The following is a 17,234-nucleotide window of genomic DNA, read 5'->3' as shown; positions in this document are numbered from 1 at the left end:
TGAATAGATCATTCTGCATTTTCATTATTTACATTTCTTTATCTAATTTGTAATAAAAATGAACCCTATTTCTAGAGTTCATAATTTCAATCTAACGTTGCTTTTTAGATTGCTTTTTATAATTTTCAATATTTTTAATTATATGATTAATAATTACTTATGAATTCTTTTTCCACCAAAAGCCGAAATTGTTCGTGTTCCTGCAATATAACGCCCACCTTGTAAAGTTCCTTTAGGAACAAATATCTCATCACCTGGATTTAATACGATTTCCTTTCCATCAATAATTGCTGTATACTGACCAGCAACAACAACAGTATATTCATCAAATTCGTGCTTATGTTCTTTAGAAACCCTATCTGAATAACATGTCCAAAAAGCCATTTGACTACCATCTTGTCCCTCATAATAATAACCATCAATATCTTCTGTATTTTGTTGACTACTACTGATATGATTTTTTTCATTTTTCATAAACTCTGGGAAATCCTTCATTTTTATTGCCTCCTATTTTTTATATAAAAAAATAATATACTATTACATTTCTTTAAGAATATTGTGTTCTAACTTTTAATTATATTATTATAACTTTTGTAAAATTACTAATTCTCAAAATATATAGATATCCAAATTAATAATTCAACTTATAAATGTAATATATATGTATTATTGAGAAATTATAATCGTAACACTACACTAGAAATCAGATACATTTTTCTGGAAGCAGGCATATGAAATTGAGCTGATGATGGTTCTTAGTGGAAGGTTGTTTCATTTTCTGCTTGTCATAAATTTACTTTAGGAACATGCAGAAATGGGTGCAACCTTCCACTTAGAAACTTCCAGCGAAAATTTCACTAGTCCTGTGGAAGATAAATGTATCTGATTTCGGTAATTGTTTCATAAGTCTAATTTTCGATTTTGATATCTTTAAGTTTTATCTTCTCATAAGCATATCAGAATCCCATAGCCGCTTTAACAATTTTCATTTGTTCCTCTGATGTGAGCGTCTCTAAAAGTTTGAATGCCACACCAGAAGCTGTTTCTGGACAATATGAAGTAATAATATTTTTATCAACTACAATAGGCTCATTTACCACATTAACATCAAATTCCTTTAGCTGTTTTTGCCTATATGCACCTCTTAAATGATATGTAGTAGCTTTACGATTCTTTAAAATTCCACTTTTACCTACTGGTAAAGCTCCAACACAAATAGTAGCAATTATTTTCCCTTTTGAATTAAATTCTCTTATTAAATTTAGAAAACGCTCATTATAAGCTTCTTCATAAAACCCAAATTCTTCAAAGCCACCAGGAATGGCTAGTGCATCATACTCATCAACATTAATTTCATCAATTGTTTTATCTACCATTACAGGAATATTAAAGGTACTTATAACTTGTTTTTGAAATCCAAAAGTTACAACTGAAACATCATACCCATAATCATTTCTTGCCCAGCCCATAACATCTACAAACACGCTAAATTCCATTGTTTCAAATCCTTTAGCTAAAAAAATCAGTGTTTTCATTTGCTACCTCCATATTATTAATATTACAATATTCATTTTATATTATGTTGCTTAGGTATTCTAGATTCACAAGGTACATCTATCTGACATTTTCCACAACCATATCTAGGCTTATGTTTTTCCATTGTTTTGTCCAAAAATTCAGAACATATAATATGATTTTTTCCATTTTCTATTGATATAGCATTGGCTGGACAATTTTTTGCGCACTTACCACACATTGAACAGTATTCGTATATATTTTCGTATTCTCTCTTATCAAATGATAAATATAATTCTGTGATGATACTACCAAATCTTCCTGATATACCTTTGTGGGTTATAAGTCCTTTAGAAAGCCCGAAGGTTCCAAGTCCACATATAAAGGCAGCATGTCTTTCAGACCAGTTGCTTGTAAATTTTTCTTCGTGATTTGGATTATTAGCATTTGACCAGAATCTTTCATCTATACTAGGTACGACACTATTATATCCTGCATTAGTCAATTCAGACTTTAAATGTATACACAACTTATTTAAGAAACTCTGACCTTCAATACGTCCATGAAGCCATTCTTCTGTAGGCCATGACATATTCCTTCTATTTCCTTTTTTAACTGCTTCGCTAAACGGTAAAAAAAATGATATAACAGTCTTGGATTGTTGTAACCATTCTTTCGGATGCATGAAGTGTTTCCCAATTGCTGATGGTTGTTTCAATAGTGTAAAGTGTTCATCATCCACAGAACCAAATGCAAAAATTGGAGCATCAAAAATTTTCATTCCTATAACATTTTCGGAAAGGGCTATTTCCTTTGTTATATAGTTATCTTGTGAATGCTCAACAAAGTCCTCAGCAGTTTTTATTAAATATTGTTTGTCCATCTGTTCTATCCTCCTAATTTAAGTAATAATTCTTTCCTTTGGATTTTTTACTTTTGGTATTTCATAATAGGTTGCTATAAACGAATAACTACTCGTATACTCACTTCCTAAATATAATTTACGTTTCTTCAAACTTAATTCATGATTATTTACAAAAATGCAGCAAACATAAAAGCTTTATTGCTATCTCTCAAAAGAATATTGTTTATTAATAATTTATTTTAATTTCTCATACCTCAGCTGAACAAGCCCTGTTGAAAAACTTTTAGACTCTATTAATTTTAACCTTTGTTCAGGATGTCCATCCTTAAAGAGCCTAATTCCACTTCCTAAAAATATTGGAATTATAGATATTATAAGCTCATCTATCCTATCTATTTTTAATAATTCGTTAACTACTTCTGCACCACCATCAACAAAGATATTTTTACCTTCTGTATTCTTCAACCTTGTGATTAATTTTTCAAGACTATACGAATAGTACTCAACATTTTCATCTAATCCTTCTTTTGTTCTTGATATAACATAACATTTTTTATCCTTATGTGGAAATTCAATCCCAAATGACATTACTTTTTCATATGTTTTTCTTCCCATTATTACGGTATCAATAGTATCAATAAAATTTGAATATCCATAGTCCTCTCCTGTTTTTTCTACAAAAGATAGCCAACTTATATCACTGTTTTCCCTAGCAATATATCCATCTAAACTCATTGCTATATAAAGTATAACTTTTCTATCATCCATTAATTTTTCCTCCAGATTAATTTTTCATTATTTTACAACACTCAATTTGTAATTATCTATAAAAATGTAGCAAATACGAAGCTTTATTGCTACACCTCATCTGAATGTTGCGTATATTATGCTCGTCTTATGTAATATTGATTGATAAATTTTTAAATTCTTTAATGAGTTTTTCATAATTTCTTTTTTCATGGTCAAAATAAACAACGGTCATTCCCATGCTTTTGGGAATAATAAGGTTCTTTTCTTGATTGTCAATGAATACACATTCATCAGCACTTACATTCAAGCACTCTATAGTTTTTACAAAAATTTCATTATAATCTTTTCCTGAACCAATTTCGGCTGAAACAGTGATTGAATCAAATATTTTATTCCAATCATAGTATTTGACAATGTCATCTATACGGTCTTTCTTGTTATCAGTAACCATGCCAATTTTATAATTTTGCTGTTTCAGTTCATCTATAAATGCTATCATTTTCACATCTATAGGGGTATTTATAAAGGATTCATATAATATATTTATATCAATTTTAGAATTTAGTTCTTTACACAATTTTCCCCATATTTCTTCATGATTAATTTTCCCGTATAAGAGGTCATCATTATATTTATAATACTCGTTTTCAAATTTTTCTATATCTAAGCCCGTTTTATTACAAATGTAATTACATATCGACAGTGAACCAGTTGCATCAGTCGTTAGTACACCATCAAAATCAAATAATATTGCTTTAATCATATTAGCCTCCACTTCCCATTATATAAATAATCATTGTTTCATCATAATTTACTTAAATATAGTAACCATCTTACGAATTCCGTATTACTATCGTTAATTAAATACTTTGGATATTAATATCGTATTCCATCCTTTTAGCTGTGGCATTAGCTATTTCTTCACCTAAAAGTTTTTTAATAATATAAAATGACATGTTAATTCCAGCAGATATGCCACCTGAAGTAATTATAGGAGATTCATCTATAAACTTAACATTACGCTGAACATTAACTTTATTATATTCATTTTTTAATCTATCAATGTCCATCCAATGTGTTGTAGCTTGTTTTCCGTCTAATAGACCAGCCTTAGCCAATAAAAATGCACCAGTACATACAGATGCCATTATATCAACATGATTCATATTATTTTTAATCCAGTTTATAATCTTTGGATTATGAATTTCAATTTCTTCTGCTCCATATCCTCCAGGTATAATTAAAATATCAAACTGTGGAGCATCACGGAAATCATAATCAGGTTGAATTTTCAATCCATTACGACCCTTTATTAAGTCTTTTGTTTGAGCAACTGTACTCACTTTGAACGGTTTTTCATTACATCCGATATATGTAGTAATTGAAAACACCTCAAATGGACCAGCAAAATCTAATACCTCAACTTCATCAAAAAGTAAAATACCAATTTTTTTCTGTTCTAACACTTTCTTATCCTCCAATATTTTCAACTTTAATTATATTTTTATATTAACTCACAATAATTTACTATTACGTCTCTAAAGAATATTGTTAATTACAGGAAATATCTAATCTCCATATTTCTTTTTCCATTTATCCCTCCACTGTTGAAAACTCAATCCTGTTACTTCTTCTAATGTTTTACCATCTATTGAACTGACTGCTCCGTCAACATCAGCATTTGGATATGAATATCCTCCAATAACATTACCTTCAGATAACATTACATATACATTAACCCCATCTTTAGCATTTTTATCTTCTTTTTGCATAGGGTGGTTTTTTACCGTAAAGCCATATATCGTTATTTCTTTCCCAAAATACTTATCTGGCTCTACCGTTTGTACTCCCCAGGATTGTTGATATGGAATTGTTTCTGTTCCTCCATACAGTTTATTTTTTTCTAATATATATTTTTGTATTTGGCCTTTTTGAGCAGTAATTGTATAGCCTTTAAATATAATAAAATCTTCTGCTGTCTTATCGTCCCCTGTAATTTTTGGTGTACATCCATTAAAAGCAAAAGTCATTAAAGTAAATAATATAAATAATAGCTTTTTCATGAAAATCCTACCTCCAAACAATACACTTCAATTATTTATAAAAGTTTAAAGATTGTTTCAGTATCAAATACTTCATAATATGAAAGTGCATTTTGCCACCACCAACCATTTCCCACCATTATATAAAAGGTTTCCACTATTTTTTGCAGTGTGCTCTTAATTAACGATATAGAAATTAGGTGGCTTAAACATATTGTTCTCTAAGTCAAATTTTTATTCTAAAAAAATTGTTTTGAGTTTAATTTTTTCATTTTTACTTACTCCAATTTATTGTTTATTTCTTAGTACTATATTAAATATGTGAACTTATCTACCATATTAAATGTAGTTTTATCTTTCTATTATTATACCATTATGATGTACATATTTTTTATCCTGATAATCATACATTTGCTTTAGATTACCTATAGAAAATTCTTCATAATTAAATATATTAGGTTTAATACTTTGCTTATCGTCAAGCCATATTAACCAAAGTTCTAATTGGTGTCCTTCACTGATATTTTCTTTTAGGTATTCTAATAATTGTTTTACCCTTAATTCCGAATAATCAAAATATATTGAATAAATGAGTGGTTTATTAGTATACCATCTCACATTTTTCTCAAAGTTAGTACCTTTTTTAATAACCAGTTCACCTACATCACTTTCTTTTTCAAATAACAGTATCTTTTCATCTGGATTCATTTTCTCCCAAGGCATAAATTTATGTGCTTTTATCCCTAATTCAATGGCTTCTTGTACAGTAATAATTCTTTCCTTTGAATTTTTTACTTCTGGTATTTCATAATCGGTTGCTATAAACGAATAACTACTCATATAATCACATCCTAAATATAATTTACATTTCTCCCCAAATTAATTCATGATTTTTTACTATTACATCTCTTAAAAAATTTACGTATTAAAAGTTTTTCTCAATAATTGAGTTTATTCTTTCCTTCAGCAATTCAAGGTCAAATGCAGAATTATCAATTTTGTATTTGATTATATTAAGTGAATCATAAATCTCTTTTTCAAAATTGCTCCTTACTTTAAGAACTTCTATTACCCCTTCTACTCCTTTTAAATTATTGTGTAAACCATATCCTTGCTTTGTATAATAATCTGTAAATCCATCAATCCATTCTTTTGGTCTTTCAGATATAGCTTTCATAAAAGATTCTTTGATAGAGCCTTGCTCTACATATATTAATAAAGGCTCCAAATGCATAATTATATTTGTCAAATTATTTATATAACTTTTAGTAATATCTTTGTGACAATTATTTTTAATCATAGTTACAGTTATTGGATTTTGTATAAAACAACATTCAAAAATAACAACCCTGTCCCTATTTAGATAATTTGTTGTAAAATCATTCCATCTGCTTAATATTAATTCTATATGAAGTTCTATCGGTAATTCATAAATATCATTTTTAGTAATATCACTAAACAATTTATTTTCAAATATTATCTGTTGTCCTTCAACAGCTTTCCTATATGGTATTAAATATCCATTAAAATATTTAATTTTTATTTTATTCAGAATATCATTACTCTCTGAATGATTTTTCACAAGAACGTTGAATTCCTCATTATTGAAGTAAGCTATTCCATCAAAATCTGCCGGATGGTTAAAGTCTCCTTCTGAATAAAGCTCCGAATTAATTCCTTTATTTGATAGAATGTCAAATACCTGTCGAGATGCTGTTGACTTTCCTGAACCTGGAAGTCCCTCTACGATTATTAATTTAATAGCCATCTATTTATCCCCCATTATTTCACTTACTTACGATCACTTTGCTTAATACTTCTCTTGAAAGTATAAGCATAATTTCATTGAGTGAGTTAATTTTGCTATTTTTTACATAAATAATGCAAAAATAGACTTGCCACTGCTAACTTATATTTTTTCTCACAGGAAATGGAATTCGTATCATTCATAAAACTTTGCAAATCTCCTAGCTCAAGTCCTGAATATATAGCTAAGGTTTCATAGCTAATTTCAAACTCACCTATTAGCACATCTATTACTCCTTTAACTCGGTCATCTTCATTTATCATTACTATTCCTTCAGATAGCATGAAAATCATGTTGCTTAAATGAGAAGGGTTCGGAATATTGGAGTTTTTAAAACGCTCTTCCTTATTCTCACCAGAATTTATGATATTAGTAAAGAAATCATGTAATTTATTTTTCCCATCCATATAATCTTTCAACCAAACATAATCTACTCCTATCATCTTACTCAAAGATTTAAGTTCAATTTTATAGTTTTCAAGCAAATTTTCTATATCTTTTCTTATAACGTCTTCACTTTGATTTAAATTTGTAGAAACAATAGTCTTAATTGAATTAATCTCCATTATAGTCTCCTTTTATAATATTTATAGTTTATTCTCTTCCGTACTTATTTACAAAAATCTAGCATATGTAAAAGTTTAATTTATGTTGTTTACTCAATCTTTCGTATTGATAACCCCATAAGTATGCAAGGAATTATCGCATATGGTAATTGCACCGGTAATCCACCTTCCTTAATATAAGTAGGAAATATTGGTGAGAAGGCTGAAGTATATAAAAAATATAACGCTTCAAAATCATGATAGCCTAAAGCCAAACCAGCACAAAGAATTAAACCTACTACGGATATAAGGCTTACAGAGAATAAATTTTTCATCCTACTACCTTGATCTTTAAGAATAAATCTTGCAAATATACAATATAAAATTATCATCAAAATAAACGTAATACACATTTTTATTTCCTCAAAATTCCTTCTATGTATTAATTCTTGTTCTGACTTAATTTCAGAAGAATTAAACCCAATACAAAATTAGAAAAGAAAGTTAAACATCTCAATAATATATATCCAGATAATGCTGTTAAGTTATTTTTAATCATGCAATCCACCCTTTTTTAATGAATTTAACAAGAACATTATGAATTTTTATTAATATAAATCTTTAATACTTTAATTAATAAAATAAGTGCATATATACTTAGACCACTTAAAACTATTGGAATAATAACAAAAAATGAAGCTAGAAATTGTCCAAAAAACGACATTGTATTCATTAAGATACCTCCTATTCATTATAGCTGTTCCAATAAATAATTTATAAATACTTCACTTGTCAATTTTTAATTAATTATTACAACCTAATTACAATGTCATTCCATATTTGCTTATCTCTAGATGGTGGGTTAAATTCTTTAAAAGTCAATTCAATTACTGAAAGATCATCAGGTAATGGTGGCCATACAATAAAGTTATAATGAAAATGACCTCCTCCCAAAATATATGTTATACATACAATAACTATCATATACTAATTATAACATATATTGTAAAACTTACATTGCTGAATTTTCTGTCTAATAAATTAAGTTTTTCAGCATTCTAAACATAAAATAAGCTGTATTAAAATAGAAAAATAAAGTCTATTTTAAGACAGCTCTTGATTTAAATATATTTCAAAATTTATATTTTTATAATGCTTTTGCGCTTTTAACGCAAAAATAGTACCTGCAATAATTATAATAAATATTATCTTAGTTCTATGATGCATTTTTTATGATTTATAACTACATTTAAGATAAAATTTTTACTAGCCTAAGTTTTTAAACAAATCTGGCAATATGTCGTAAATATACTGATTTACCCAATTCCAAGCATGTGTCCCATCAGGACTTATTATAAAATAAAAATTTCCTTTAGTTGTATCCGCTGAAAAAATGAAACTATCCTTTAATTTCATCATAGCATCAACTTGAGGTTTCAAATTAGGATAAGCGATATCATTAGCACCTGTAGCGCAGAACACATAATAATCAGTTGGTTTATAACCAGAGTTTTTCGCTACTGTTGCAAGGTATTGCGCTGTTTCAACAGGTTTTGTTCCTCCAGTTCCTTGTCCTAATGACCAGCAGTCACCGCTTAATGGCATATAATATTTAAAATAGTCAAGGCAATTTATGAATGTATACCAAGTAGTTACTGAGCCCATTGAGAATCCGCCAAATGCCCTGTGGCTTCTGGAAGCTTTCAAGTCATTTAAACTTCCTGATGCAGCATAGGTATGATATTTAGTTTCTATCATAGGTACAACATACTTCATCAATTCCTTATTAAAAATGGAAGTATCCTTTACTGCATCTTTACCGTTAGTATAAAATGAAGGTGTAACAACAATAAGTGGTTCAATATTACCATTTGCAATCATGTTATCTAGAATTTTCTTTAGATCCTTGCTCTCGCTTGGACCACCAAATATAGTGGTTTCATTCTCTCCGCCACCATGCATTAGATATAAAATATTATACTTCTTAGTATTATCAGAAGGATTATATCCATTAGGAAGATAAACATTCATCTTCTTAACAGTTTTACTATTATCCTCATTAGTCACTGTATATTCCATTTGTTCAATTGTACCAGGTTTTGTACTGTTTACCCTATATTCATTTGGAACTGGTTTGAATTGTTTAGCATTTGCTGCTTCGTCTGTGAGTACAAGCTTATCCATTGCTGCCTTTACAGCAGTATATTGATCATCAATTTGCTTTTGAGTAACATTTTCCTTTGCAAGTACTTCTTTTGTAGCTGTTATACTATCAGTTAATATATTTGCATTTTTATAGTTTGTCAAATCAACTTTTTTAGTACTGTAAATTAAACTCAATAAATCGTATGGATTCAAACCACTTACAGCATTATTATCCCTGCCTGTTAACAATATTCCACCAAACTTAGCTGTATCATTCCATGCAGTACCTGTTGAATCAAAAACATTAATGGTACCTGCTCTATCTGCTCCCTTTGCATCATTAACCTGTAATTCAAGTCCAAGTACCTTACCATTTTGAGGTACAGACTTAAGTGCAATTCTTGCTTCTATTACATATCCATCCTGAGTCATTTGAGTTTTTGTATACAACCTCTCAATATTTCCAGCATCTACAGATTGAGTATTTTCATAATTCACTCTAAAATGTAAATCATCTATGCCATAATCATGTGTCTTGTCGTTATTCTCATCTAAAAAGAGTTCTAAAGAATCCTGGGCATATGGAGTTCCAGATTGCACAGATAAATTTTTATCTTTAACTTGTGCAAGAATATACAAAGCATTATCATCCCATAAAGCTCTAAATTCTGCTGATGTATCAAGGTTTCCTGACATATATTTTGGCGTAACAACTGGTGCAGCATTCCATATATCATCAATTATGCCATCAATTTTAGGCGATCCGAATTTGGCCACCATTCTTCCCTGAGGATCAAAGCCTTTCCCATCTACAATTACTTTAGCAAGTCCATCTTGATTAATTGTAGCTGCAGAGGCTCGAGTAGTAGGTAAAAGGAGAAAATTTGTAGATACTAAAGATGCAACCAGCATGATAAATACACTTTTTCGAAACTTCTTTTTTTCTTTTTTCATAAAATATCTACTTCCTTCTTATATTTTTAATGTTTACCATAAGAGAATTTAATTGTTATATGGTTTATCTAACAATAGAATACTATAACGTTTACATATGTGTCAATATATTCCATTAAAAAAATAATACTGATGAGAATTAACCCATCAGCAAATTTCATACAAAACTTTTCTAATTATTTATTTAACAAGTACTATTTTTGACTCTAACTTATATATTCAACATTGAATTTTTTATTTTTTCTTCAAACTCCTTTAAACTTTCAGTTACTACTGCGATTTTATTCCAATACTTTAAGATCTCCATACTATCTTGTCTATTTATACACTCAATTAAATCTTCTGGCACATTTCCAATTTCATTTAAATTTTCCAGTATAGCTTCTTTTAACCCTTCTATTTTCCCCTCTGCTTTCCCTTCTTTTCTTGCACCATTTAACCTACTCTGCTCATCCATAATTGCCTTTTCTCTCATTTCTGCAAGCATTATCGCTTCTTTATCTCCACTAATTTTATACAGAACATCCATTGCTTCTTTTATTTCTCCATCTGTTTTCATAAATTTCTCAATCTCCTTTCCTGTAGGATTTGATAAAAATATTAACCACTTATGTAACTTGTTATTATAATCCTTATTTACTTCTGTAAATTTAGGCAATTCAATAAAAATATATTCAAGTAAATCTGTTAATGATTTCTTGCTTGTTTTTTCAAATAATCCATACCTCTTAATATAACTTTCACCATCTAAGTAATTGAAATTCAATATATTTATAGTTACAGTCCTATTTAAGCAAGAGTAATCTTCACCTTTTTTAAGCTGACTTAGTAACATTTTAGACATATAAAAAATTGTTCTTTTAATCATATTATACTGATTTATAAGTTGTATTTCTACATTTATACTCATATTAGTTTCAGTAGTTACATGTAAATCTAGTATGCTAAGTTTTTCACTTGCAATTAATGATATATCAAGGTGTTTTTCTTCAAATTCAACATCCTTAATTGCATTTCTTCCTTCTAACCTTAATATTGAATTTAAGAAACTAATTAATATATGTTTATGGGCTTTTATACCAAATAACTTTTGGAAAACCACATCATTTTTAGGATCTAACATCTTAATCATAGTCAATACCTCCATTTATCAATTCTTTTAAAGTATTGACTCATTATATCTTTTTTATACGAACAAATATTCTTTTAATCAATAAAATAAATTACTCATTGAATTAGCTTTGCATGTGAAATTATTAAATATTATCTTAGTTCTATTTTAACAATATATATTTCATATCATCGATATTGCTTTTAATTTTTAACTAATTTCTTCGTAATTAAAGATCTTATGAATTATTATTAATATAAATCCTTAATACTTTTATTAATAAAATAAGCTGTCTTAAAATAAATTCTATTTTAAGACAGCTCTTGAGCTAACTATATTTTATTACAACATTATCCTTAAAACTTTGTACTATTTAAGACTTTCAATAGCATTTTTTGCCCACATTGAATCCTTAAAAGCTGCTCTTCCAATACCTACAAGATCAGTTTTTCCTGAAGCAACTAATTCTTCTGCAGCTTCTGGTTCAGTTATTCCACCAGTTAATATAACTGGCATTGAAGCAACTTCTTTTATAGCTTCTGTAATTTCTGAAAAATATCCTTGCTCGTTAGCCTTATCAGGAACCATATAACCGCATAATCCACCTGAGATATCCAATATATCTATTCCTGCTTTTTGGAATTCTACAGCTGCTATTTTGCTATCTTCAATTGTTGTTCCGCCTTCTTTATAATCACAAGCTCCCAGTCTAAGAAGAATTGGGAAATCATTTCCTACAGCTTCTTTCACTGCTTTTATAACTTCTAAATGAATTTTAATTCTGCCTAATACATCCCCACCATATTCATCAGTTCTCTTATTTGTTATTGGTGAATAAAATTGATCCAAAAGATATGAATGAGCTGAGTGTATTTCTACTCCATCAAAGCCAGCCTCTTTTACGCGTTTTGCTGCTGCTTTAAAATATCCAATTATTTCTTTAATTTCTTCTTTGGTAAGTTCTTTTGGAAGATCTGATTTTATAAGCGGATTAATTATCGCAGAAGGACTTACATTTTCATATCCTGTCACTTCCATTTTGGCTGCACTCCCTGCGTGATTAATTTGCATTATAGCTTTCGAACCGTTTTTGTGAATAACTTCAGCTAATTTTTTTAATCCTTCCATATTGCAATCCTCAGCTATAGAAAGTTGGCCTTTGCTAGCCTTTCCTTGAGGTGCTATATAACTATGTTCAATAATAATTAAAGAAAAATAACCCCCTTTAGATTTTTCATCATAATAATCTAGCATTTCCTTACTTACCATTCCATTATCTGATTTTGCAGTTGCCATTGGAGGAAACACCAATCTGTTTGTTAATTCTAATTTACAGTTTTCTAAGCCTTTACTTAAATGTGACATTTTATCACTTCTCCCTTATGCTTTATTTTAATACCTATTCTCAAATTACAATGTAATTTTTAAATGCTTTGTAATAAGTCTTCCTATAATTTTTCAAAAAATACATAGTTTTATTTCGTTTCGACTAGTCTAGATTTAGAATTTTAATTAATCTGTATTTACCGATTAATTAAATCGCTAAATACAGATTAACATATTCAAACTTTTAATGCAATAGAAATTAAAAAGAGTAATAAATAAAAATTTAGCAAACTCTGCCAATTTATTTATTACTCTTTCATTATACTTCTAATTCAATTTTAATCCACTTAGATATTTCCTTTATGGTTTCTTCATTTCTTCTGTAATATGTATATTGCCCAATATTTCTTGATTCTATAAGCTGGGCATCTTCTAAAATTGATAAAAACCCTGATATAGTTGATTGACTTAAGCCAGCAGTCTTTCTTATGGAACCTACACACACACCACCTGGAAAATCGTCCATTACTGATAAATGTATCTGTGGATCAAAATTTTTCTTTGGATCCTTTAACCATAATAATATATTTAATCTTGTTTCATTTCCTAATGCTTTAAAAATTTTTACTGCATCCATTGTTCTCATTCCTTTAATGACTCTACTTTATATAATTAAATTAATATTATCATATACTTTTTGTAAAATGCAATATATATTCAAATTATCAATTAATGGCGAAGCTCACAGAGAAAGTTCGAATAACGAAATGTACACATATAAAAGAAGCAGCTATACACTTCTAAAAAGGGCAGCTATGCTGCAATACGGAACTTATCTGCAATTAAGATCATTTTTTACGCACCCACAAAAGCAGCTATGCACATCTGAAAAGAGTGGCTTTTCCACAATACGGAACATTCCTGCAACCAAGAACTAATTCTCTTTTTCGATTCTCACTTTTCCTTCAGGATTTCTTGCATTGAAATGTACAATCTTAATCAGAACTTATATAATAAAAATCGAAAAGAGTAATAAATTTAATTTCAGCTAGTTCGCCAATTTATTTATTACTCTTTCTTATGTTTTTAATTCTATTTTAATCCACTTATATATTTTTAATCAAACTTTGACATTTTAACTAAATCCATTGCCCTATTAGTTATTACCTCAATAGATTTAGATATTTCACTTGTAGCTATATATTGATTATCAGAAATTTGTCCAGCATCATTTACATCAGCTAGTACTTCTTTTACTGTCTTTTCAATCTGCTGAAGTGAATCAGCTACTTTTATAGCCGTTTCTTTACTCTGAGCAGCAAGCTTTCTCATTTCAGTAGCAACAACTGAAAATCCTTGTCCATTGACACCAGCCCTTGCAGCTTCTATAGCTGCATTCAAACCAAGTAAATTAGATTGAGCTGAAATTGCTTGTATTAATTCAATAGCGCTACTTCCAGACTTTATGCTCTCCTCTGCAACAACTGCATTATTTTTGATAGAACTAACCATATTATTTAGATTTTTTGCACCTGCCGCAATTTCCTGTATAGAAGCATTTGTCTCCTCAATTGATGCTGTAAGATCCTCTGACACCTCTTCAATTTGACTTACTTTATCTATATTTAGCGTTACACTGAATAATCCCACAACTTCATTTTTAGAATTAAGCACAGGATTAATAACTGATCTCAGTGTGATACCTGCAACCTCTCTAGGGACTATTGTAGTTGTTGTTTTCTTAGTTCTTATTATTTCATCAAGCATATCCTGAAAGCCTAAGCTCAGCATTGTATCACCTTCTTTAAAGGTAAACCTCACCTTATCTCCATTAAGAACCAAAAGATATTTTGTAGTATCAGATATGGCTATACCAATATCTTGATTTAAAAATGACTGAAACATCGGAGCCATTTTTATTAATTCTTCTAAAGTTTCATCAATCATTACTTTCTCCTCATAACTATTTATATTTTAAGCTGTTATACTAGGTTCTCACATGTATCACAACTCTGCTTTAACTAATGTAAGAATTTTATATACTAATAATTATTTCTATATAAAATTTTGTATCTAAAAGAATATATACGTGGTTTATTTTATCCCTAACTCTTTTGAACAAAAAAATATTTACAACAAATTTAACTTTGTAATTAAGTTTGTTGTAAATTCTTGTTTATTAATTATCCGTAGAATTTCTTCTTCCAACTTGATAATCATCATGCGCTGCAAACATGGTTGCAACTGTTCTAGCCTTTGTTCCAGTTAACTTTTCAAAATCATCTGTAAATTCATCCATTTTGCTAAGACGTATTGCCCGAGCAAAGGTTACCATCCCATCACTTGAATATGGTGCTGGAGAGCCATCAAGGAACTTACCACCTGTAGTTCTTGGAACTCCAATTGCATCAAAGGCTGCGTAAACTTCTTCTTCAGTAGTATCCTTAACAGTAACCTTCATACCAGTTTCTCTATTACCAATTTCAACAAATTCATGTAAAGTTAAAGATTCTGGTCCATTTATATTAAGAATTTTTTTATGAAGGTCGTCTTTTGTTAAGGCATAAGCTGCTGCTAATGCACAATCTTTACGAGAAATATACGACATCTTTCCATCACCTTGACAACTTACCATAACTCCATTTGAAGTTAAATAACTAGTAATCATCGCTTCAGCATATTGAGAATTTCTAAGGAAAATATAATCCGTTCCTAAACTTAAAACATATTCTTCTGTATAAGCATGATCTATTTTCTCAACACTTGGGTTTTCTGGATCTCTTGCATTTACAAGGGATGTATATATTATTTTCTTTACGCCAGCAGCTTTTGCAGCATCAATTGCATTTTTATGCGCATTTTGACGTTTTTCACCTACAAATGGAGCTGAAATAATTAAAATCACATCTCCACCTTTGAAGGCAGCTTCTAAGCCTTCATATGTATTAAAGTTTGCTACTCTTGTATCAAACCCTTCTTTTTCAAATGCTTCTAACCCTTTTGAAAAAGGACATGTTAATATAAGATCTTCTTTTTTTACTAATTTAGTTATATTCCTAACCACTTCTCCGCCAAAGTTTCCATCTACACCTGTTACTATAATTTTTGACATAGCATACCCTCCACGTTAAATTCTTAACAATTGTTATGCTTATATAATAGTACAACTATAATAAAGAAAATAGTTAGTTTTTACTTATAAACACCATTATTTTTACTTATAATAGTTCTAAAATAATCTGCAGTAATATCCACTAGTGCTTTTATAAATTCATTATCATTCTTTTTTAAATATCCCATACAGAACTCTGCACTATGATGTGTATTATCAATATCAAGTATACAAATACCACTATCTTCGTCAACTACTTCTCTAGAGGTTAAAGCAATTCCCTGATTAATTTTAACCGCCAATAGCAATTCTTCTAATTCATCAGTTTCCTGTACTATATTAGGCATAATTCCATCTTCTTCAAAGGACTTTATAAAATCCAAATAAAATCCTTTCCCCATGCTTTTTGAAAAAGATACAATTGGCTGCTCAGCTATTTCTATACTATTTACCGATTTTCTATTTGCCCAAGGATGGTCTTTTGAACAAACAACACATACATTATGTTTTAATAACTTCACAGTATTTATATTTTCTTTTCCTTTAAAATCATTTGTAATTCCAAAACAAATATCCAATTTTTCTTCTAGTAACTGGTTTACTCCACTTTCAAACTTAATTTTCTTTAACTCAATCACTAAATCACCATATTGTCTTTTATATTCCTTAATAATAATTGGTAAATGTTTATTTTCAAGAGGACCTGTTATTCCAATTCTTAGTTTTCTATTTTTCGAAACATCATATTTCTTGGTTGCTTCAACTATTTTTTTATATTGTTCTAATATTTTTTTACATTCATTATAATAATATCTTCCTGGTTCTGTTAAAATCGGACGATACCCGCTACGATTAAATAAACACACTCCCAAATCCTCTTCAAGCTGGCTAATTTGCTGACTAATTGCCGATTGAGACAAATAGAACTGCTTTGCTGCCTTAGAAAAACTTCCATTTTCTACAACACTAATAAAAAAATTTATCTTACGATTTAACATTTTCCCACCTATTTATTCCAAATTTCCTCACTTAATTATACCATATATTGAAGTTTGTTCAAAT

Annotated in this window: 20 protein-coding genes; all 20 read right to left on the bottom strand. The window is 29.2% G+C overall.

The features are described 5' to 3' along the window. Window positions 1-153: 153 nt before the first annotated feature. Window positions 154-495 carry a cupin domain-containing protein gene (locus tag L3B98_RS08590; RefSeq protein WP_238916309.1) on the bottom strand — a complete coding sequence of 114 codons (342 nt, stop codon included), beginning with the start codon at window positions 493-495 and terminating at the stop codon, window positions 154-156. A gap of 461 nt (window positions 496-956) precedes the next feature. Next, complete coding sequence (locus L3B98_RS08585) at window positions 957-1,535, bottom strand: DJ-1/PfpI family protein (protein WP_238916308.1); 579 nt, start codon at window positions 1,533-1,535, stop codon at window positions 957-959. Between the two features lie 32 nt (window positions 1,536-1,567). Then, complete coding sequence (locus L3B98_RS08580) at window positions 1,568-2,398, bottom strand: 4Fe-4S binding protein (RefSeq protein WP_238916307.1); 831 nt, start codon at window positions 2,396-2,398, stop codon at window positions 1,568-1,570. Window positions 2,399-2,614: 216 nt separating this feature from the next. Beyond that, a complete protein-coding gene (locus tag L3B98_RS08575; RefSeq protein ID WP_238916306.1) occupies window positions 2,615-3,148 on the bottom strand; it encodes a dihydrofolate reductase family protein in 534 nt (177 codons plus the stop codon). 127 nt (window positions 3,149-3,275) lie between these two features. Continuing rightward, window positions 3,276-3,893 carry an HAD-IA family hydrolase gene (locus tag L3B98_RS08570; protein WP_238916305.1) on the bottom strand — a complete coding sequence of 206 codons (618 nt, stop codon included), beginning with the start codon at window positions 3,891-3,893 and terminating at the stop codon, window positions 3,276-3,278. Window positions 3,894-3,990: 97 nt separating this feature from the next. Further along, complete coding sequence (locus L3B98_RS08565) at window positions 3,991-4,596, bottom strand: DJ-1/PfpI family protein (protein ID WP_238916304.1); 606 nt, start codon at window positions 4,594-4,596, stop codon at window positions 3,991-3,993. 102 nt (window positions 4,597-4,698) lie between these two features. Beyond that, window positions 4,699-5,193 (bottom strand): DUF4830 domain-containing protein, encoded by a 495-nt coding sequence (locus tag L3B98_RS08560; protein ID WP_238916303.1) that lies wholly within the window; start codon window positions 5,191-5,193, stop codon window positions 4,699-4,701. Window positions 5,194-5,523: 330 nt separating this feature from the next. After that, window positions 5,524-6,012 (bottom strand): hypothetical protein, encoded by a 489-nt coding sequence (locus L3B98_RS08555; RefSeq protein WP_238916302.1) that lies wholly within the window; start codon window positions 6,010-6,012, stop codon window positions 5,524-5,526. Window positions 6,013-6,097: 85 nt separating this feature from the next. Then, window positions 6,098-6,940 carry a hypothetical protein gene (locus L3B98_RS08550; protein WP_238916301.1) on the bottom strand — a complete coding sequence of 281 codons (843 nt, stop codon included), beginning with the start codon at window positions 6,938-6,940 and terminating at the stop codon, window positions 6,098-6,100. Between the two features lie 95 nt (window positions 6,941-7,035). After that, window positions 7,036-7,545 carry an HTH domain-containing protein gene (locus L3B98_RS08545; protein ID WP_238916300.1) on the bottom strand — a complete coding sequence of 170 codons (510 nt, stop codon included), beginning with the start codon at window positions 7,543-7,545 and terminating at the stop codon, window positions 7,036-7,038. Window positions 7,546-7,634: 89 nt separating this feature from the next. Beyond that, entirely contained in the window at window positions 7,635-7,937 is a 303-nt protein-coding gene (locus L3B98_RS08540; RefSeq protein WP_238916299.1) for a hypothetical protein, read from the bottom strand. Window positions 7,938-8,119: 182 nt separating this feature from the next. Further along, window positions 8,120-8,257 carry a hypothetical protein gene (locus L3B98_RS08535; protein WP_238916298.1) on the bottom strand — a complete coding sequence of 46 codons (138 nt, stop codon included), beginning with the start codon at window positions 8,255-8,257 and terminating at the stop codon, window positions 8,120-8,122. Between the two features lie 77 nt (window positions 8,258-8,334). Then, the gene (locus tag L3B98_RS08530) at window positions 8,335-8,508 is read right to left on the bottom strand and encodes a hypothetical protein (RefSeq protein WP_238916297.1); all 174 of its coding nucleotides are present in this window, start codon (window positions 8,506-8,508) and stop codon (window positions 8,335-8,337) included. Between the two features lie 282 nt (window positions 8,509-8,790). Next, complete coding sequence (locus L3B98_RS08525) at window positions 8,791-10,623, bottom strand: sugar-binding protein (protein WP_238916296.1); 1,833 nt, start codon at window positions 10,621-10,623, stop codon at window positions 8,791-8,793. Between the two features lie 211 nt (window positions 10,624-10,834). Continuing rightward, window positions 10,835-11,755 carry an Rpn family recombination-promoting nuclease/putative transposase gene (locus L3B98_RS08520; RefSeq protein WP_238916295.1) on the bottom strand — a complete coding sequence of 307 codons (921 nt, stop codon included), beginning with the start codon at window positions 11,753-11,755 and terminating at the stop codon, window positions 10,835-10,837. Window positions 11,756-12,103: 348 nt separating this feature from the next. Continuing rightward, entirely contained in the window at window positions 12,104-13,099 is a 996-nt protein-coding gene (locus L3B98_RS08515) for an NADH:flavin oxidoreductase (protein ID WP_238916294.1), read from the bottom strand. Between the two features lie 280 nt (window positions 13,100-13,379). Next, window positions 13,380-13,697, bottom strand: coding sequence for a metalloregulator ArsR/SmtB family transcription factor (locus tag L3B98_RS08510; RefSeq protein WP_015392363.1), 318 nt, complete (start codon window positions 13,695-13,697; stop codon window positions 13,380-13,382). Window positions 13,698-14,176: 479 nt separating this feature from the next. Beyond that, window positions 14,177-15,007, bottom strand: a complete 831-nt coding sequence (locus L3B98_RS08505; RefSeq protein WP_015392362.1) for a methyl-accepting chemotaxis protein — start codon at window positions 15,005-15,007, stop codon at window positions 14,177-14,179. A 232-nt stretch (window positions 15,008-15,239) separates the two neighbouring features. Next, a complete protein-coding gene (locus tag L3B98_RS08500) occupies window positions 15,240-16,172 on the bottom strand; it encodes an NmrA family NAD(P)-binding protein (RefSeq protein ID WP_015392361.1) in 933 nt (310 codons plus the stop codon). 80 nt (window positions 16,173-16,252) lie between these two features. Then, window positions 16,253-17,170, bottom strand: a complete 918-nt coding sequence (locus L3B98_RS08495; RefSeq protein WP_015392360.1) for a LysR family transcriptional regulator — start codon at window positions 17,168-17,170, stop codon at window positions 16,253-16,255. Between the last annotated feature and the right edge of the window lie 64 nt (window positions 17,171-17,234).

The sequence above is a fragment of the Clostridium sp. YIM B02555 genome (assembly GCF_022320955.1).
Classification (GTDB): domain Bacteria; phylum Bacillota; class Clostridia; order Clostridiales; family Clostridiaceae; genus Clostridium; species Clostridium saccharoperbutylacetonicum.
The sequence above is the reverse complement of the archived record's forward strand: the minus strand, read 5'-3'. Positions and strand labels throughout refer to the sequence as shown.